This window comes from Mesorhizobium sp. B1-1-6 (assembly GCF_006443035.1).
Classification (GTDB): Bacteria; Pseudomonadota; Alphaproteobacteria; order Rhizobiales; family Rhizobiaceae; genus Mesorhizobium.
Map to the genome: position 1 here is coordinate 493,132 of NZ_VFWR01000001.1, position 16,336 is coordinate 509,467.

The window sequence follows — 16,336 nt, forward strand, 5'->3', positions numbered from 1 at the left end:
GGAAAAATGCCCATCGACCTTATGGCATGGCGGGCCTTACGGAGGGTTAATTTGGACAACCACAACGAGAACCTTTCCGTGAAGGAAAGGCTTTCTAGGTTGCATTAGCAACAAGCGTTTGGATCGTGGTTTCGATATCGTCACCAGGATGCAATCTTTGCCATTCCGGTCCTAGCTGGTGCCGAAACCAGGTCGTCTGCCGCTTGGCATATTGCCTGGTTGCGATCTTGGCGCGCTCAATCGCCTCGGGAAAACCCGATTGTCCGGCCATCGCCGCTTGCAGTTCGCGAACGCCGATCGCCTTCATCGCCGGCAATTGCGGATCGAGACGAAGCGATGCGAGTTGCCTGACTTCGTCCAGTGCGCCCTTGGCCAGCATCTGGTCGAAACGCCTTTCGATGCGTCCGACCAGCGCGGCCCGGTCCGGCTCGATGACGAAGAAGCGGGCCGTCTGTCTGTCGATGAGCGGCCGGCCCCGCGCGGCCTGCCAGTCCAGGATCGAGCGGCCGGATGCGTCGAGCACTTCGAGCGCCCGCACGATGCGCTGGCTGTCCGTGGGCTTCAACTGCATGGCTGCTCTGGAATCCTCGCGCATCAGGATGCCATGCAGTTTGACGGCGCCTTGCTCCTTCAACTCGTAGCGCCAACGGTCGCGTACCTGCCGCGGAATGTCGGGCATTTCCGAAATGCCCTCGGCCAAGGCGCGAAAGTAAAGGCCGGTGCCGCCGACGAAGATCGGTCGCCGCGAGAGCGCGCCGTCTTCGATCAGCCTCGTCACGTCGCGCAGCCACGCCCCGGTCGAGTAGGCGGTGCCGGGATGGACATGCCCATAGAGATAATGCGGTGCCCGAGCGAGGTCCGCCGCCTCCGGCCGGGCAGTCAACACGTCGAGAACCGAATAGGCTTGCATGGAATCGGTGTTGACGATCACGCCGCCTATACGTTCGGCCAGGTCGAGCGCCAGCGCCGACTTGCCGCTGGCGGTCGGCCCGGCTATCAGGATCGCATTCTTCACGCGGCCTTCGCCCGCATCCGCACCGGAATTATCGATGCCGCTTATCGCCACGCTTGTTTCCCATCCCGCCGATCGTGCCTTGTCGCCATCGCTTGCGAATATGGCCTCACGGTCGGTGGGCGCAAGCACTGTTCGCTGGATGGCCGAAGACATTGCCTGCGATCTCGCACTGCCAGCGAATGCACAAGCCGACGAGGCGGCCGCCAATCTGCGCGCGGCGCTGGCCGCCGAGCCGATCGACGTGATCGTCCAGCAGTCGGCAACGCGCCGCAAGAAGATCCTCATCGCCGACATGGATTCGACCATGATCGACCAGGAATGCATCGATGAGCTGGCCGACGAGATCGGCGTCAAGGAGCACGTCGCGGCGATCACGGCACGATCGATGAATGGCGAGATCGCCTTCGAGCCCGCCCTGCGCGAGCGCGTGGCGTTGCTCAAGGGGCTCGATGCGGCCGTGGTCGATCTGATCGTTGCCAACCGGTTGACATTGGCCTCCGGCGGTCGCGCGCTGGTGCAGACGATGCGGGCCAACGGCGCCTGGACCGCGCTAGTCTCGGGCGGCTTCGAGGTCTTCACCTCACGCATCGCCGCCATGCTCGGCTTCCATGAAAACCGCGCCAACCGCCTGCTCGAACAGGATGGCCTCTTTGCCGGGTTGGTCGGCGAGCCGATCCTCGGCCGCGCCGCCAAGGCCGAGGCGCTGATCGAGATCACGGCGCGTCTCGGCCTCACCCCGGCCGATGCCATTGCTGTCGGCGACGGGGCCAACGATCTCGACATGATCCGCCTTGCCGGCACCGGTGTTGCGCTGCATGCCAAACCGATGGTGGCTGCACAGGCAAAGGTTCGCATCGACCATGGCGACCTGACCGCATTGCTCTATCTGCAAGGCTACGGGCAGGAAGAGTTCGTCCAATGAAACCAATGCGCACCGAGCGCCTAATCCTGCGCAACCGGGAGGATCGCGACCGGGAGCTGTTCCGCCGCATCAATTCCGATGAACGCGTGATGGAGTTCTTCCCCTTCCGTCGCGGCCGCGCCGCAGCAGACGCCAAGATGGACGAACTGCGGGCCATCATCGATCGGGACGGCTATGGCTTTGCCGCCGCCGAGGTCGCTGCATCAGGTCAATGCATCGGCTTTGTCGGTATCACCGGGACCGACCATCTGCCGTTCCTTCCCGCCGGCACCGTTGAGGTCGGCTGGCGGCTGGCGCCCGAATTCTGGGGCAAGGGTTATGTCACGGAAGCTGCCGAGGCATGGCTGGCCTACGGCTTCGAAAAACTCGGCCTTGGCGAGATCGTCTCCTTCGCGGTCGAGAACAACCGCCGCTCCACTGCCGTCATGAAGCGCCTCGGCATGACCGCCGATCCCTCGGCCAACTTCGACCACCCCGGCATTCCCGACAGCCACCCGGAGCTGAAAAGGCATGTGTTCTACAGGCTGACGAGCGCGGATTGGCGGAAGAATCGTCGCTGATCAATGCCTGTCAGGTGGAAATTCGTCGCCGGACTGTGGCGATCTGTCTGCGACCCGCCCCAGCATTTTCGCGAAATCGCCCGGTGACGCGTCGCCGGCACGACGACGCAGGAAGTCAGCTGCCGCTTCCATTGCCCCGACCTTTTGCGCCACAGCCGACGCAATCCATTGATTGAGCGACACGCCATCGGCCTTCGCGAGGCGCGCGGCTGCTTCCTTAACCGACTGTGGCAGTTTCAGCGGATAAGTCGCTTTGCTCATGTACGAAGTCCTTCCAAGAACTCGGCCGGGCTCACAAGCAGTACATCAAAACGGCCTGCCGCAGCTAGGAAGTCCCGGCGATTGTGAGTCACCAACGCATTGGCCCGGCCGTTGATCGCTGCTTCAAGCACCATCTCATCCTTCGGATCGTTCAATTGCGGCCGCCAGAGAAAGTGCAGCTCGACCGGCTCAGCCAGCAATGCAAAGCCGGCCAGCAAACGGCCCAGATCCGGCGCGGACAACCCGTGAGCCGCCACCTGCTCGGGTCTGGCCAGCACGGTTTCATATTCAAGAAACAGCGCTGTCGTCACTAATGGGCGAATTTGCCGATCCGCAATCAGCTGCAGGATGGCGAAAGACGCGCCATTCCTGCTTCGCAAGCCTGCCGTCAAAACGTTTGTGTCCAGTACGATCCGCCTCACAAGTCAAAATAGTACATCCCATGGGATGTTACAATATGACCATCGTTAGCGATCCTCAGTCCATCCGGATCGTCACAAACCTCAGCTCACCGGTCTTGGACGCCAGCATCAACAGTGCGTTCTTGCGTCCCTGCTCCTTCAGCGCGCCGATCCGGTCCATCACATCCTTGGGCGTGGCAACCGATTCCTGTGCAATTTCGGTGATCACCTCGCCCGGCTGGATGCCGCGTTCAGCCGCGGCCGAATCCTTGGCGACATCGGTGATGACGACGCCCGAAACATCGGCGGCGATGCTGAACTTCTTGCGCGTATCGTCGTTCAATTCGCCGACGGTCATGCCGAGCACCGAGGCCGTCGAAACCGCCGGCGCCTTGTCGCCTTTGTCCTGGTCGGTGTTGCCGTTTTCGCCGCTGGCGAGCTTCTCGCTGTCCTCGAGCCGGCCAAGTGTTACCTTCACCGTTTGCTCGACACCCTTGCGCACGATCAGCACGTCGACCGCCTTGCCGACCGGGCTCTCCGCGACCACACGCGGCAGGTCGCGCATTTCGTGGATGTCCTTACCGTCGAACTTGATGATCACGTCGCCGGCCTGGATGGTGCCGTTGTCGACCGGTCCACCCTTGATGACGCCGGCGACCAGCGCACCCTTGGCGGTCGCCATGCCGAGGCTCTCGGCAATGTCGTCGGTCACCGGCTGGATGCGCACGCCAAGCCAGCCGCGCCGCGTTTCGCCATATTGGCGCAGTTGCTCGACAACGCCCGATGCGAGCTGCGAGGGGATGGAGAAGCCGATGCCGATCGAGCCGCCGGACGGCGAAATGATCGCCGTGTTGATGCCGATGACCTCGCCGGCGCTGTTGAACAGCGGCCCGCCCGAATTGCCGCGGTTGATCGCGGCATCGGTCTGGATGAAATCGTCATAGGGGCCTGAATTGATGTCGCGGTTACGCGCCGAGACGATGCCGACCGTGACCGTGCCGCCGAGGCCGAACGGATTGCCGATCGCCATCACCCAGTCGCCGACGCGCATCTTGGTGGAATCGCCGAACTTCACCGCCGTCAGCTTGTGGCCCTTCGGATCAACCTTGAGCACCGCGACATCGGTCTTGGTGTCGGTGCCGACCAGCGTCGCCTTCAGCGTGACTCCATCGGAGAAATTGACCTCGATATCGTCGGCATCGGCGATGACATGGTTGTTGGTGACGACGATGCCCTGCTCGGCGTCGATGACGAAACCGGAGCCGAGCGACTGCACTTTCTGCGAGCCATTGTCCTTGTCGCCGCCGCGGTTCTTGAAGAAATCGTCGAAGAAATCCTGGAACGGCGAGCCTTCGGGAAGCTGCGGCATCGGCACCGCGCCCGGACCTTCCGTGCCCTTCACCGTCTGCGACGTCGAGATGTTGACCACCGCGCCGAGCAGGCCTTGCGCCAGGTCGGCCACCGAAGCAGGCCCGTCGGCGGCCATTGTCGGCGTCACGAAGGCCGGAACGGCCACGGTGCCCAGAAGAAGCGCTGCCGCGCCAGCGACGAACGTGCGTCGAGCCGCGCGCAAAAGGGTGTTGGATGTCATCGAGAAGCCTCCCGGCACTTCTGAAAGAGAAAAGCGCTTCGACGGAAACGCCGTGTCGCGCCATGATGGCAAGAAATAGGGCACGTTTGCGGCTATGGCTATTGGCAGAGTGTAAATCCCGCGTTTTTGCACACCCCCTAGCCGCCGCGGATCAGCCAGACGATACCGACGCCGGCGGCAATCGCCACCAGCCCGGCGATCCGCAATGCGTTCTCCGGCAACGACAGCACCTCAGCCGCCAGTTTCCTGGCGAAACCGGGAAAGCCGCCATAGACCAAGCCCTCAATGACGAGGACCAGGCCTATTGCCCCGAAGAAATCCTGCACCGGCCGCTACTGGCCGGTGCCGGGCGAAGTTGCGGGTGCGGTCGCCGGTGCGGCAGGAGGTGCCGGTTGCGGAGCCGCCGGCCTTGCCGGCGCCTCCTTTCCGTCAGGGTCGCGGAAGAAACGGAAGAACTCCGAATTCGGCGACAGCACCATTGTCGTGCCGGTGTTGTCCAGCGCCGTGCCATAGGCGTTCATCGACCGGTAGAAATCGAAGAACGCCGGATCGCGCTGATAAGCCTCGGCAAAGGTGGCGCTGCGCTGCGCCTCGCCCTCGCCGCGCAGGATTTCGGACTCCTTCTGCGCTTCCGCGATGATCTCGACCACCTCACGGTCGGCGCGGGCCTTGATGCGCTGCGCCGCCTCGTTGCCGCGCGCCCTCAGCCTTTCGGCCTCAGCCAGACGTTCCGCCTTCATGCGATCGAAGGTCTGCTGCGAGACTTCGGCGGTGAGGTCGGTGCGGCGGATGCGGACATCCTCGATCTGCAGGCCGAGCGAGGTGGCGTCGGGCCGTAGCTGATCGCGCACTTCGCGCATCATCACAGCGCGCTCCTCCGAAAGGGCGGCCTCGAAGTCGCGCAGACCGTAGACGCGGCGCAAGGCAGCGTCGAGACGCGTCCTCAGCCGCGCTTCGGCGAGCTCGATCTGGCCGGATACCGCGGCACGGAAGACACGCGGATCCGAGATGCGGTAGGCGATGAAGGCATCGACCTCATAGAACTTGCCGCCCGAGACCTGGACGCGGATGTTGTCGAGGTCGAAGCGCAGCACCCGATTCTCGATCAACTGCACGGTGTCGGCGTCGAAGAACGAGAACGGCGCCTTGAAGTAGATGCCGGGCTCGGTCTTGACGTCGACGATCTCGCCGAACCTCAGCACCAGCGCCTGCTGGCGCGCATTGACCACGAAGACTGACGAATAGAGCAGGAACAGGATGACCGCCGCGATGACGACGATGACGGGGAGACGGTTGGCCATCACTGGTTACCTCCCGTCGTCGCGCCAAGCGGGGCCGGAGCCGGCGCTTTCTGCTGCAATGCCGGCAGCGGCAGATAGGGGACGACCCCCTGCCCGTTGCCTTGCTCGACGATCACCTTGCCGGAGTCCTTCAGCACCTTCTCCATCGTTTCCAGGTAAAGCCGCTTGCGCGTCACGTCGGGCGCCTTGGCATATTCGTCATAGACGGAGATGAAGCGCTGGGCCTCACCTTCGGCCTCCTGCACCACCCGGTTCTTGTAGGCGGCCGCGTCTTCGCGGACCTGTGCGGCCTCGCCGCGTGCCTGGCCGAGCTTCTGGTTGGAGTACTGGTTGGCCTGCTCGACGAACTTATCCTCGTCCTGCTCGGCGCGCTGCACCTCGTCGAAGGCGTCGGCGACCTCACGTGGCGGTGCGGCGTCCTCGATCGAGATGGCGTTGACCTGAAGCCCGGCCTTGTAGCCGTCGAGCGTGGTCTGGATGATCTCGCGCACCGAAGCCGCTATGCCCTGGCGGTCGTCACGGAAGATGTCCTGCGCCGGCCTGCGGCCGACAGCCTCGCGCATCGCGCTCTCGGCGACCTGCCGCAGCATGCCGTCCGGGTCGGAGACGTCGAACAGATAGGCGCGGGGATCGGAGACCTGATAGGCGACCGAGAACTGCACGTTGACGATGTTCTGGTCGCCCGAAAGCATCAGCCCCGACGTGTTGCCGCTGGACGCGCCACCGCCAATGTCGACGAGCTGCTCGGAAATCTTGGCCGTTTCGACGGTTTCGAGCGGCCACCAGTGGAAATGCAGGCCGGGCTGCGACAGCTCGGCCTTCGGCTTGCCGAAGCGCAGCTCGACCGCGACCTCATCGGGCTGCACGGTGTAGACTGCCTGGAACGCCCATAGCACGACCAGCGCCGCGCCGATCAGCCCGAATATGGCCGGACTGGCGCCGCCACCGCCGGGCAGCGCACGCCGCAGCCTGTCCTGGCCACGGCGGATGATGTCCTCGAGGTCGGGAGGCGAGCCTTGCGGGCCGCTTGGCCCCTTCGGTCCCTGCCCCCAGGGTCCCTGATTGTTGCCGCCGCCGCCCCATGGGCCGCCGCCACCGCCACCTTTGTCGTTCCAGGGCATGAATGTCCTTTCGCTTGGAATTCCCTCAAGCGCCGGAATTTCGGCGCAAATCCAGTCTTGTTCTTCTATAGGGACGCCACGGCATGCTTTCAACGCGATGCTCTGCCGGCATCATCGGTTTTGGGCCGGTCGCGACCCTTTGTCGTCTTTAAACGCCTTTTTTCTTTCAATGGCTCTCGCGGCGTCGCTCGTAAACCGTATAGCGCGTCGCGTGGCTGTCCTTTTCGCCGACCGGGATCTCCTGCGAACTGACTTCGCGCCAGCGTTTCGGATCGATCGGCGGGAAATGCGCGTCGCCGTCGACAGCGGCCAGCACATGGGTGACATGCAGCCGGTCAGCGAGCGGTAGCGCCTGCGCATAGATTTCGCCGCCGCCGATCACGCAGACCTCGTCCACCCCGCTCATGCAGCGCCCCCGCACATCAGCCAGCTGGATCGCGTTCTCGAGCGTATGCGCCACCTCCACCCCGTCGGCGCGCCAAGCCTTGTCACGGGTGACAACGATGTTCAGCCTGCCCGGCAGCGGCCGGCCGATGCCTTCATAGGTCTTGCGTCCCATGATGATAGGTTTGCCCATCGTGTCTGCCTTGAAGCGCTTGAGATCGGTGGAAAGCCGCCAGGGCAGCCCCCCGTCCCGCCCGATAACGCCGTTCTCGGCGATGGCGACATAGATTGCCACGTGCATCAGTTGCCGTCCCCATTGTCGGATGGATCGAGGATAAGGATGTCGATGTCGCGCTCTGGATAGAAGTCCTCAGCCGTCATCTCGAAACTCGTCGGCCCGACCTTCCTGACATTGTCGCCGCAGAACGAGACCAGGGCTTTGGGATTGTCCTTGTCGACGGTCAGCTTGAACTTGCCGATGCTGCCGGCCGCCCAGTTGCCGCCGGTGGTCAGGATGTAGGCGATGCGGCTCTCGTAATACTTTGGATAGCCGTCGGGATCGTTCTTGGCAGCCTTGCGCACTGCGTTCTCGAACGTGTCGTCCATGCAGTAGCGGGACTTGTAGGCGGCGTACTGTCCCTGGAACTTGCCGTCGTAGAAGAAGCTGACCGACGAGGTGCCGCCGACGCTCGGTTTGTAGCGGTGGGAAACGTGGACGTCCTTGTTGGCCGGAAAGGTCGAGCGCCACCAATAGGTCGAGCGCAATTGCCAGAACGGTGCATAGTTGGGTTTCGCGCCAGCGCTGTCATCGACAGTGTCCTCGATGATGATGCCGCGGGTGACCCAATCGTCGGCCACCGTTTGCGGCAGCTTCGCGAGCGCCGCCTTTGCCGCTTCACCGAATGGGTTGAAAGGCACGTTCTGCGCCTTCAGGTCGGCACCGATGTCGATGCCGAGCGCGAACACCTTCTGCTCGAGCTCAGGCTTCGCCGCCACGCCGTCGATCGTCACCTCGAAGCCGAGGAAATTGTCGCTCTGGTTTTCGGGGATCGCCGGCATCTCCTCGGGATCGCCGGATATGTCGGGCATTGGGAAGGCGACGATCGCCTCGACGTCCTTGTCGGTGTTGTTGTGGAAGACGTAATCCACGGTCACCTTTTCCGGCGAGATGAAGAGGTCCTCGCTCTGCATCGCCACGGCATCGCTGCGCGACAGGACCAGACCGCCTGTGCCGAGCTCGGCAACGGAATCATTGGCGAACGCGGGTGCGGCCGACAAGGCCAGCACCGCCGTCAGAACATATCGCAACATGAAAGCCCCTCGGCGAGAATGTCGCGATGACCCTAGCGGTTTCAACGTGGCGTTTCAAAGCCCTTCCGCATCCGCGCCACGCCAGTCTGGACTAAAGGGTTGCGATCGGGCAGGAGTTCGCTTCATGCGCAAGCTTCTCGTCATCGGCATCGGCGCCGGCAATCCCGACCATATGACCGTGCAGGCCATAGACGGCCTCAATCGGGCCGACGTGCTGTTCATCCCCGACAAGGGTGCGAAGAAGAACGATCTTGCCGAACTGCGCCGTCACATCTGCGACCGCTTCGTCACCAACCCGAATTCACGCCGCGTGGAATTCGACGTGCCCGTGCGGGCCGAACCGGCGCCTTCCTATCGCTCGACTGTCGATGACTGGCACGAGGCAATCGCCGCCATCTATGAAGACCTGATCCGCGAAGAGATCGCCGAGGATGGTTGCGGCGCCTTCCTGATCTGGGGCGACCCCTCGCTCTACGACAGCGCGCTGCGCATCCTGGAGCGCGTACGCCTCAGGGGCAACGTCGCCTTCGAACTGGAGGTTATTCCCGGCATCACCGCCATCCAGGCGCTCGCCGCCAGCCACGCGACAGCGCTGAACCGCATCGGCGATTCCATCCTGATCACCACCGGCCGCCGGTTGACGGAAGAAGGTATGCCGCAAAATGCCGGCAGCGCCGTCGTCATGCTTGACGGCAAATGCGCCTTCAACACGCTCGCCGACCAGGATCTTTTCATCCAATGGGGCGCCTATCTCGGCACGCCGGACGAAATCATCGTCTCCGGCCGCCTCCGCGACGTCGGCGCCGAAATCGAGAAAATCCGCGAGCAGGCCCGCGGGGAAAAGGGCTGGATCATGGATACGTACGTGCTGAGGAAGGTAGGGGAGTAGGGCAGTAAGGCAGTAAGTGAACGAGACATCAGGAGCCGGAACACAAGAAAGCACACGAAAAATTCGACGCGCCCGAGTTGGTCTGCCCTACTGCCCTACTGCCCTACTGCCCTACTGCCCTACTGCCCTACTGCCCTACCCCTCCTCAATCTCCGCCTGCAACGCCTCCATATGCGTCGCGGCGGCCGAAGCCGCCGCGCGTTCGATGGCGCGGAAACGGCTGACCACGGCCAGGCCCACCGCCGTCAATTGTGCGCCGCCGCCCTTGCGGCCGCCGGTCTGCGCGGCCACCAGCGGCTTGCCGAACACCCGGTTCATGTCCTCGACCAAGTCCCACGCATGCTTGTAGGACATCTCCATACCGCGCGCGGCGGCCGAGATCGAACCGAAGGCGGCGATCTGCTCCAGCAATTCGATCTTGCCCGGCCCGATGCGCCCGTCGGGGTCGAGATTTATCCGCAAGCTCAGCGACGGCATTGTCTTCCTCCGCGATCACGCCCGCCATGTTAGAGCGTCCCTGGCCGCCTCGCTATTCCAAATCGATATAGCGCAGAGACCCGCTCGCCGTCTCAGCCGTCCGCCTCCGCGGGGAGCCCGCCCCCGGTGTTTGCCTGGTCGAAACTCACCGTCTTGATCACGGCGAAGACCTGTCCGCCGAGCCGCAGCTTCAGAACCTGCCGCGACTGTTCGGTGACCCGTGCCAGCACGGTCGCGCCGTTGCAGTCGATACCGATCTCGACCGTCGGCCCCTCGCCCGGTCTGATCGCGACGATCGTGCCGGCCAGGATGTTGAGCGCGCTGAGACGAGACGGCCGTTCGGTGGCGATCATGACGTCGCGCGCGCGGATGCGTATGCGCACCGGCGCGCCCACCGTCGCCGCCAGCTTGGGCACACGTATCTCGCCGGCGTTCGAGCCAAGCACCGTCATGCCGAAAACCTCGTCATGCTGCAGTACGCTGGTGTCCAGCACCGCGCCGCCCTCGCCGCGCTCCTCCGCCGGCAGAAGGTCCGGCCTTTGCATGACAGCCGTGGTCGGGCCGCTGGCGGCAAGCTTGCCTCGCGCCAGCATCACCACGTCGCTCGCCAGCCGCGCCACCTCGGCGATCGAATGGCTGACATAGACGATCGGGATCTTGGTCTCGTCGCGCAGGCGCTCGACATAGGGCAGGATTTCGGCCTTGCGCGCCTCGTCAAGCGAGGCCAGCGGCTCGTCCATCAGCAACAGCCGGGGGCTGGCGAGCAGCGCCCGGCCGATCGCGACGCGCTGCCTCTCGCCGCCCGAGAGCTTTGCCGGCCGCCGCGCCAGCAGCGGCTCGATGCCGAGCAATTCGACGACGGCGTCGATCTCGGCATAACGCTCCGCCGCCGGCGTGAACCAGCGGCCGTAGCGCAAATTGCTCGCCACGCTCAGATGCGGAAACAGACGCGCGTCCTGGAACACCATGCCGATCCGGCGCCTGTGCTTCGGCACGAAAATGCCCTTGGCGGTGTCGACCAGCACACGCCCATCGATCTCGATGCGTCCCTGATCGGGCCGGATCAACCCGGCAATCATATTGATCAGCGTCGTCTTGCCCGAGCCAGAGGGCCCGAACAGCGCCGTCAGCCGCCCGGCGCTCTCGAAGCGGATGTCGAGCGGGAAATCGCCGAGCCGATGGCGGATGTCGACAACGACCGTCATTCGATGTCCATCCGCCGGCCGACGCGCCGCGCCAGCACTTCCGAGGCCACCAGGGCGGCCATCGAGATGACGATCGAGATCAGCGTCAGCCGAAGCGCGCCGGCATCGCCGCCCGGCACCTGGGTGAACGTGTAGATTGCCGACGGCAGCGTCTGCGTCTCGTTCGGGATGTTGGAGACGAAGGTGATCGTCGCCCCGAACTCGCCCATCGCCTTGGCGAAGGAGAGGATGGCGCCGGCGATCAGCCCAGGCAAGATCAGCGGCAAGGTGATGGTGCCGAACACCCATGGCGGGCTGGCGCCGAGCGTTCCGGCCGCCGCCTCCATCTTGCGGTCGACGGCCTCGATCGACAATCGGATCGCCCGCACCATCAGCGGAAAACCCATGACGCCGCAGGCAAGAGCCGCACCCGTCCAGCGAAAGGAAAAAACGATGCCGAAATGCTCGGCCAGGAATGCGCCGGCCGGCCCGCGCTTGCCGAAGGTCAGAAGCAGGAGATAGCCGGTCACCACGGGCGGCAGGATCAGCGGCAGATGCACCAGCCCGTTGAGCAGCGTCTTGCCCCAGAAGCGGCCGCGCGCCAGGAGCAGCGCTATCGCTATGCCCGGCGGCAGGCTGGCGATCATCGCCACTGTCGCCACCTTGATGGACAGCCGGACCGCATTCCATTCGTCGGGAGTGAGGTCCAGCAGCCAGTTCATGCGCAGGTGGCTATCCTAGTTGACGGGCGCAAGGACCGTGAAACCCTGCTCCTTGAATAGATCCGATGCCTTTGCCGTCCGCAGGCACTTCAGGAAGGCAGGCGTGTCCTTGTCCTTCGAATCAGCCGTTTGGGCAACCGGATAGATGATCGGCGGATGTGAATCCTCGGGGAAAACACCAACCACCTTGACGCCCTTTTCGGCATGCGCGTCCGTGGCATAGACGATGCCGAGAGCCGCTTCGCCCGTCGAGACCAGCTTGAGTGCCGCACGCACATTCTCGGCCTGCGCCACCTTGCCCTCGACCGAGGACCAGACGCCGAGCGATTCAAGCGCGGCCTTGCCGTATTTGCCAGCCGGCACAGCCTTGAGGTCGCCCATGGCGAGCTTGCCGTCGCCGACCAGCTTGGCCAGATCAAAACCCTTTTCGATCTTGGCTTCAACGCCCGAATCCTTCGGCGCCACCAGCACGATCTGGTTGCCGAGCAGCTTCACTTCGGTATCGGGCTTGGTCAGCTTCCTGTCGGAAAGATACTTCATCCAGTCGAGATCGGCCGAGATGAAGACGTCCGCCGGCGCGCCGCTTTCGATCTGCTTGGCGAGCGCCGAACTCGCCGCGTAGGAGATGGTCGCCGCTTCGCCGACATCTGCCGCGCAGGCCTTGTTGACCGCGTCGAGCGCGTCCTTGAGGCTGGCGGCCGCAAACACCACGACCTCGTCTTGCGCGCGCGCCGCCGGCACTGCTGCCGTCCACGCCGCCGCGAAGCCACCAATGGCGACCGCCGCCACTGCAAAACCGTTGCGCGTCATGAAACTCTCCCTGAGTTGACATTCGGCCTGCTCGAAGCCTGCCATCCGATATATCCGGATGAATATAACAAGGAAAGGTTTTTCGCCCAGCGTCGCCATTGAATGCGCGGCGTCATCGCGACCTGCGATAGACCAGCACGGATACAGCGAAAGGCAGACGAAGACGTCACAAGAAAATCGGCGCCCGTTGCCCTCGACGGAACCAAGGCTGAAATCTTCTAAAGCGCGTCGTTCCCCCAAAACCGCGGTCACTTTTGGGCGACATAGCTGTCGCCGCCGTGATCTATTGGGAGAGGCGAGACAATGTCTAAATGCAGATAAGTGTGTGTCGAAACGAGCCTTCCGGCGTCTTCACCATCCGCACTTTGCAGACATACCGCGTCTCGCTTGATATGGTGCTTGCGGGAAGGTCATTCCCCTCTGCGTCAGCGGGCTTGCAAGTCGCGCGGGGACAGTTTGGCAGCTTCGCAGCTGGATCGTCGCAGAACGGCTTCATGCTGTTGTTGATGCATTCACACCCGCACTCGGCAAATGCGTGGGCATTGAAAGCGAAGACAAAGACGAGCGCAAATACCGCTGCTGACAGTCGCATGGACGCCTCCCCCGGAAATCTCCTGGCCTGAGGGTAAGGTCGACCGATCTTGTCGAAAAGATATCAAAACGACGTACCGGCGAGGCACCACCATCGCCACGGCCTCGAGACATCAGGTCGGCAACGACTGCGCCGGCGGTTCAGACCGCGATCGGCGCCTTGATCGTCGCGTCGGCGACATAGTTTTCCAGCCGGAAATCCTCGAAGCGGAAGGCGAAGAGATTCTTCACTTCAGGGTTGATCCACATGGTCGGCAGCGTTCTTGGCGTGCGCCGCAGCTGCTCGCGCGCCTGCTCGAAATGATTCGAATAAAGATGCGCGTCACCGAGCGTATGGACGAAATCACCGGGCTTCAGGCCGGTCACCTGCGCCACCATCAGCGTCAGCAGGGCGTAGGAGGCGATGTTGAACGGCACGCCGAGGAAGATGTCGCCGGAACGCTGGTAAAGCTGGCAGGAAAGCCGGCCTTCCGAGACGTAGAACTGGAACAGGCAATGGCATGGCGGCAACGCCATCGCCTCCACCTCGGCCGGATTCCAGGCCGAAACGATCAGCCGCCGCGATTGAGGATTGCGGCGTATCTCTTTCACAAGATTGGTTATCTGATCGATCGACCCGCCATGGCCGTCCGGCCAGGAACGCCACTGCTTGCCATAGACGGGACCAAGGTCGCCATTCTCGTCAGCCCATTCGTCCCAGATGGAAACGCCATGGTCGGTCAGATATTTGATATTGGTTTCGCCGGCCAGGAACCACAAAAGCTCATGAATGATCGATTTCAGGTGCAGCTTCTTGGTGGTGGTGACGGGAAAGCCGCGCGCCAGATCGAAGCGCATCTGGTAGCCGAACACGGAGCGCGTGCCCGTGCCCGTGCGGTCGCCGCGGTCGGCGCCATGATCCAGCACGTGCTGCAGAAGGTCGAGATACTGGCGCATCGGTCCGGCTCGATTCGATTGTGCGAGCATTATAGCTGCTAGACAGGCGGCCGAACACATCAAAACGGCGCAGGCGACGCTTGCCTCATCACTGTTCGGCGTCTGCGCCGACATCCAAGCAAACTGGCCGCAGCCTCGGTGTCCGTCTTGCAACGCCGGCAATTGGCGAAACCATCGGTGACAGCATTCCTCTCCCCGTCTCTATACGGGGAGAAGATGGCGGCAGCCAGATGAGGGGCAGCACAAGCCGTGCCCGTTACAAACCAGCGGCGCGCTTCAGCAGCCGCGCGAGCACGGAATTCTCAGAGCGAACCGAGCTTTCCCAGGTCCTTGGCAACGAGGTAGTAAAAAGTTACCCGATTCTTGGTGTTGTCTGCGGCCATCGCCTTGCAGGTCTTCTCGATCGCAGCATCTGCCTTCGCCGCATCGGCGACGCCGAGCTTCTTGCCGACCCAGTTTTCCCGGACGCGCTCGAGTTCTTTGGGATCGGTACAGGACACCAGCGAGGAATCGCGGTTCCTGAGCGCGATGCCCAGATGCTTGACGATCTTCTCGACAATTTCGGCACTTGCCGCGGCGTCGTATTTCTTCACGTCTGCAAGATAGTCGGCCATCAAAATTCCCCTCGTCGGCGCCACGGATCCGATCGATGAGGGCTGTGGCGCGCTCCGCAACTCGTGCGCTCGGTCGGTAACTCCTCACCGCGGCAAAGCTTCGGTTGAGACCGTTCCCAAGTCAACCCTGCCGCGTCGCATTTTGACACAGGGACAAAGCACCATTGCGGTCTTTCATTTCTGGCGACGGACCCTTATATTCGCTTCGTCGGCTTGACCGACTATGGCGATAAACTGGCGATGAAATAAGCCGTTCGGACCCGGGGGCGGTACCCGGCGCCTCCACCAAAAACCGCTCTGGAAGACGGAGCGGCTTTTGCTGGGGGCGAAATAGGATCGACGAAGGTGTAAAGATCGTACTTTTGCCCGGCATTGTACCACCGTCATCGGGCTAAACTTATAGTTGCCAACGACAACTATGCGGAAGCACGTCTCGCTGCTTAATGCAGTGCGATAGCTTCAAATCAAGCCCTAGGGGTTCGCACTTCTAGGCGGGGTTCGGAGGTACCTGGCAACAGAAACCTCCACTTCTCCCCTTTTTCATCTGCATCACGCGCAACGGCAGGCTCGCGCCGGCCAGACTTCGCTCGGCCCATGGGAGGCGACGCAGTGGAGCCGCGTGCCTCCTTCGCCATGGGCAAAGAATGCAAAACAATTCCGACCGATTCTTCGTGCTGACAGGCGGTCCGGGCTCCGGCAAGACCACCCTGATCGAAGCCTTGCGCCGTGCAGGGTTCGCCACCTCGGTCGAGGCCGGACGCGGCATCATTCGCGACCAGTCCGCCATTGGCGGCCCCGCCTTGCCGTGGAGCGATCGCGCATTGTTTGCCGAGTTGATGCTGTCGTGGGAGATGCGCTCCTACCGAGCTGCGATCGAACAGGAAGGACCGGTCTTCTTCGATCGTGGCGTGCCCGACACGCTGGGCTATCTCCGCCTCTGCGGCCTGCCGGTTCCCGATCACGTCGGCATCGCAGCGAAGCGTTGCCGCTACAACCCTCGTGTCTTCGTTGCCCCGCCCTGGCCCGAAATCTTCACGCAGGATGAAGAGCGCAAGCAAACGCTCGACGAAGCCGAGCGTACCTGTCACGCGCTGGTCGGCGTCTATGCCGAACTCGGTTATGAACTGGTACGGCTGCCCCTGGCGCCTGTCGAGACACGGCTGCGCTTCATGCTGGACGAAACGGGATTGGCATGAAAAAGGCCGGGATCGGCCCGGCCTCTTTCAATTTCCCAGCCTCTTTCAAT

General features: G+C 63.1%; 19 protein-coding genes and 1 other RNA gene. 5 read left to right on the forward strand and 15 right to left on the reverse strand.

What is annotated here, in order from left to right; genetic code table 11:
• Nucleotides 1–94 precede the first annotated feature (94 nt).
• Entirely contained in the window at nucleotides 95–1,060 is a 966-nt protein-coding gene (miaA, locus tag FJ979_RS02570; RefSeq protein WP_140495863.1) for a tRNA (adenosine(37)-N6)-dimethylallyltransferase MiaA, read from the reverse strand.
• On the opposite strand from miaA, the gene serB reads away from it, so the two are divergent.
• Both serB and FJ979_RS02580 read left to right on the forward strand, forming a co-directional pair.
• Complete coding sequence (gene serB / locus FJ979_RS02575; protein WP_140516503.1) at nucleotides 1,050–1,937, forward strand: phosphoserine phosphatase SerB; 888 nt, start codon at nucleotides 1,050–1,052, stop codon at nucleotides 1,935–1,937. The two genes, miaA and serB, sit on opposite strands and share 11 nt — an antisense overlap.
• On the forward strand, nucleotides 1,934–2,497 hold the full coding sequence (locus FJ979_RS02580; protein ID WP_140579980.1) for a GNAT family N-acetyltransferase: 564 nt from the start codon (nucleotides 1,934–1,936) through the stop codon (nucleotides 2,495–2,497). Before serB ends, FJ979_RS02580 begins: the two co-directional genes overlap by 4 nt.
• On the opposite strand, the gene FJ979_RS02585 is transcribed toward FJ979_RS02580, so the two are convergent.
• The 8 genes from FJ979_RS02585 to FJ979_RS02620 form a co-directional block, all read right to left on the reverse strand.
• The gene (locus tag FJ979_RS02585) at nucleotides 2,498–2,758 is read right to left on the reverse strand and encodes a toxin-antitoxin system HicB family antitoxin (protein ID WP_140495345.1); all 261 of its coding nucleotides are present in this window, start codon (nucleotides 2,756–2,758) and stop codon (nucleotides 2,498–2,500) included.
• Nucleotides 2,755–3,180 carry a putative toxin-antitoxin system toxin component, PIN family gene (locus tag FJ979_RS02590; protein WP_140557581.1) on the reverse strand — a complete coding sequence of 142 codons (426 nt, stop codon included), beginning with the start codon at nucleotides 3,178–3,180 and terminating at the stop codon, nucleotides 2,755–2,757. The genes FJ979_RS02585 and FJ979_RS02590 overlap by 4 nt, the downstream gene beginning before the upstream one ends.
• 55 nt (nucleotides 3,181–3,235) lie before the next feature.
• The gene (locus tag FJ979_RS02595; protein WP_140495341.1) at nucleotides 3,236–4,750 is read right to left on the reverse strand and encodes a DegQ family serine endoprotease; all 1,515 of its coding nucleotides are present in this window, start codon (nucleotides 4,748–4,750) and stop codon (nucleotides 3,236–3,238) included.
• 137 nt (nucleotides 4,751–4,887) lie between these two features.
• Complete coding sequence (locus tag FJ979_RS02600; RefSeq protein WP_140579981.1) at nucleotides 4,888–5,076, reverse strand: DUF2065 domain-containing protein; 189 nt, start codon at nucleotides 5,074–5,076, stop codon at nucleotides 4,888–4,890.
• A gap of 6 nt (nucleotides 5,077–5,082) precedes the next feature.
• The gene (locus FJ979_RS02605) at nucleotides 5,083–6,051 is read right to left on the reverse strand and encodes a protease modulator HflC (protein WP_140521174.1); all 969 of its coding nucleotides are present in this window, start codon (nucleotides 6,049–6,051) and stop codon (nucleotides 5,083–5,085) included.
• Entirely contained in the window at nucleotides 6,051–7,172 is a 1,122-nt protein-coding gene (hflK, locus tag FJ979_RS02610) for an FtsH protease activity modulator HflK (RefSeq protein ID WP_140495337.1), read from the reverse strand. Before hflK ends, FJ979_RS02605 begins: the two co-directional genes overlap by 1 nt.
• A 166-nt stretch (nucleotides 7,173–7,338) precedes the next feature.
• On the reverse strand, nucleotides 7,339–7,857 hold the full coding sequence (locus tag FJ979_RS02615) for a dihydrofolate reductase (RefSeq protein WP_140579982.1): 519 nt from the start codon (nucleotides 7,855–7,857) through the stop codon (nucleotides 7,339–7,341).
• Nucleotides 7,857–8,867, reverse strand: a complete 1,011-nt coding sequence (locus tag FJ979_RS02620; protein WP_140579983.1) for a DUF4424 domain-containing protein — start codon at nucleotides 8,865–8,867, stop codon at nucleotides 7,857–7,859. Before FJ979_RS02620 ends, FJ979_RS02615 begins: the two co-directional genes overlap by 1 nt.
• Nucleotides 8,868–8,991: 124 nt before the next feature.
• On the opposite strand from FJ979_RS02620, the gene cobF reads away from it, so the two are divergent.
• On the forward strand, nucleotides 8,992–9,756 hold the full coding sequence (gene cobF, locus FJ979_RS02625) for a precorrin-6A synthase (deacetylating) (RefSeq protein ID WP_140495330.1): 765 nt from the start codon (nucleotides 8,992–8,994) through the stop codon (nucleotides 9,754–9,756).
• A 135-nt stretch (nucleotides 9,757–9,891) separates the two neighbouring features.
• Here cobF and FJ979_RS02630 read toward each other — a convergent pair whose 3' ends face one another.
• The 6 genes from FJ979_RS02630 to FJ979_RS02655 form a co-directional block, all read right to left on the reverse strand.
• On the reverse strand, nucleotides 9,892–10,233 hold the full coding sequence (locus tag FJ979_RS02630; protein ID WP_140495328.1) for a winged helix-turn-helix domain-containing protein: 342 nt from the start codon (nucleotides 10,231–10,233) through the stop codon (nucleotides 9,892–9,894).
• Between the two features lie 92 nt (nucleotides 10,234–10,325).
• A complete protein-coding gene (gene modC, locus FJ979_RS02635) occupies nucleotides 10,326–11,438 on the reverse strand; it encodes a molybdenum ABC transporter ATP-binding protein (RefSeq protein WP_140579984.1) in 1,113 nt (370 codons plus the stop codon).
• A complete protein-coding gene (gene modB / locus FJ979_RS02640; protein WP_140495324.1) occupies nucleotides 11,435–12,139 on the reverse strand; it encodes a molybdate ABC transporter permease subunit in 705 nt (234 codons plus the stop codon). The genes modC and modB overlap by 4 nt, the downstream gene beginning before the upstream one ends.
• A gap of 15 nt (nucleotides 12,140–12,154) precedes the next feature.
• Nucleotides 12,155–12,949 carry a molybdate ABC transporter substrate-binding protein gene (gene modA / locus FJ979_RS02645; RefSeq protein WP_140564223.1) on the reverse strand — a complete coding sequence of 265 codons (795 nt, stop codon included), beginning with the start codon at nucleotides 12,947–12,949 and terminating at the stop codon, nucleotides 12,155–12,157.
• 732 nt (nucleotides 12,950–13,681) lie between these two features.
• On the reverse strand, nucleotides 13,682–14,476 hold the full coding sequence (locus FJ979_RS02650; RefSeq protein ID WP_140580061.1) for a thymidylate synthase: 795 nt from the start codon (nucleotides 14,474–14,476) through the stop codon (nucleotides 13,682–13,684).
• A gap of 302 nt (nucleotides 14,477–14,778) precedes the next feature.
• Nucleotides 14,779–15,090 carry a DUF2853 family protein gene (locus tag FJ979_RS02655; protein WP_140495320.1) on the reverse strand — a complete coding sequence of 104 codons (312 nt, stop codon included), beginning with the start codon at nucleotides 15,088–15,090 and terminating at the stop codon, nucleotides 14,779–14,781.
• Nucleotides 15,091–15,258: 168 nt separating this feature from the next.
• On the opposite strand from FJ979_RS02655, the gene ssrA reads away from it, so the two are divergent.
• Nucleotides 15,259–15,619: a transfer-messenger RNA gene (gene ssrA / locus FJ979_RS02660) on the forward strand.
• A gap of 115 nt (nucleotides 15,620–15,734) precedes the next feature.
• Complete coding sequence (locus FJ979_RS02665) at nucleotides 15,735–16,286, forward strand: AAA family ATPase (RefSeq protein ID WP_140579985.1); 552 nt, start codon at nucleotides 15,735–15,737, stop codon at nucleotides 16,284–16,286.
• Nucleotides 16,287–16,336 lie beyond the last annotated feature (50 nt).

Bases quoted from the DNA above. Each gene is read 5' to 3' on its own strand.
- serB (WP_140516503.1), top strand. From the start codon at position 1,050: ATGCCGCTTATCGCCACGCTTGTTTCCCATCCCGCCGATCGTGCCTTG.
- FJ979_RS02580 (WP_140579980.1), top strand. From the start codon at position 1,934: ATGAAACCAATGCGCACCGAGCGCCTAATCCTGCGCAACCGGGAGGAT.
- FJ979_RS02585 (WP_140495345.1), bottom strand. From the start codon at position 2,758: ATGAGCAAAGCGACTTATCCGCTGAAACTGCCACAGTCGGTTAAGGAA.
- FJ979_RS02595 (WP_140495341.1), bottom strand. From the start codon at position 4,750: ATGACATCCAACACCCTTTTGCGCGCGGCTCGACGCACGTTCGTCGCT.
- FJ979_RS02605 (WP_140521174.1), bottom strand. From the start codon at position 6,051: ATGGCCAACCGTCTCCCCGTCATCGTCGTCATCGCGGCGGTCATCCTG.
- hflK (WP_140495337.1), bottom strand. From the start codon at position 7,172: ATGCCCTGGAACGACAAAGGTGGCGGTGGCGGCGGCCCATGGGGCGGC.
- FJ979_RS02615 (WP_140579982.1), bottom strand. From the start codon at position 7,857: ATGCACGTGGCAATCTATGTCGCCATCGCCGAGAACGGCGTTATCGGG.
- FJ979_RS02620 (WP_140579983.1), bottom strand. From the start codon at position 8,867: ATGTTGCGATATGTTCTGACGGCGGTGCTGGCCTTGTCGGCCGCACCC.
- cobF (WP_140495330.1), top strand. From the start codon at position 8,992: ATGCGCAAGCTTCTCGTCATCGGCATCGGCGCCGGCAATCCCGACCAT.
- FJ979_RS02630 (WP_140495328.1), bottom strand. From the start codon at position 10,233: ATGCCGTCGCTGAGCTTGCGGATAAATCTCGACCCCGACGGGCGCATC.
- modC (WP_140579984.1), bottom strand. From the start codon at position 11,438: ATGACGGTCGTTGTCGACATCCGCCATCGGCTCGGCGATTTCCCGCTC.
- modB (WP_140495324.1), bottom strand. From the start codon at position 12,139: ATGAACTGGCTGCTGGACCTCACTCCCGACGAATGGAATGCGGTCCGG.
- modA (WP_140564223.1), bottom strand. From the start codon at position 12,949: ATGACGCGCAACGGTTTTGCAGTGGCGGCGGTCGCCATTGGTGGCTTC.
- FJ979_RS02650 (WP_140580061.1), bottom strand. From the start codon at position 14,476: ATGCGCCAGTATCTCGACCTTCTGCAGCACGTGCTGGATCATGGCGCC.
- FJ979_RS02655 (WP_140495320.1), bottom strand. From the start codon at position 15,090: ATGGCCGACTATCTTGCAGACGTGAAGAAATACGACGCCGCGGCAAGT.
- FJ979_RS02665 (WP_140579985.1), top strand. From the start codon at position 15,735: ATGCAAAACAATTCCGACCGATTCTTCGTGCTGACAGGCGGTCCGGGC.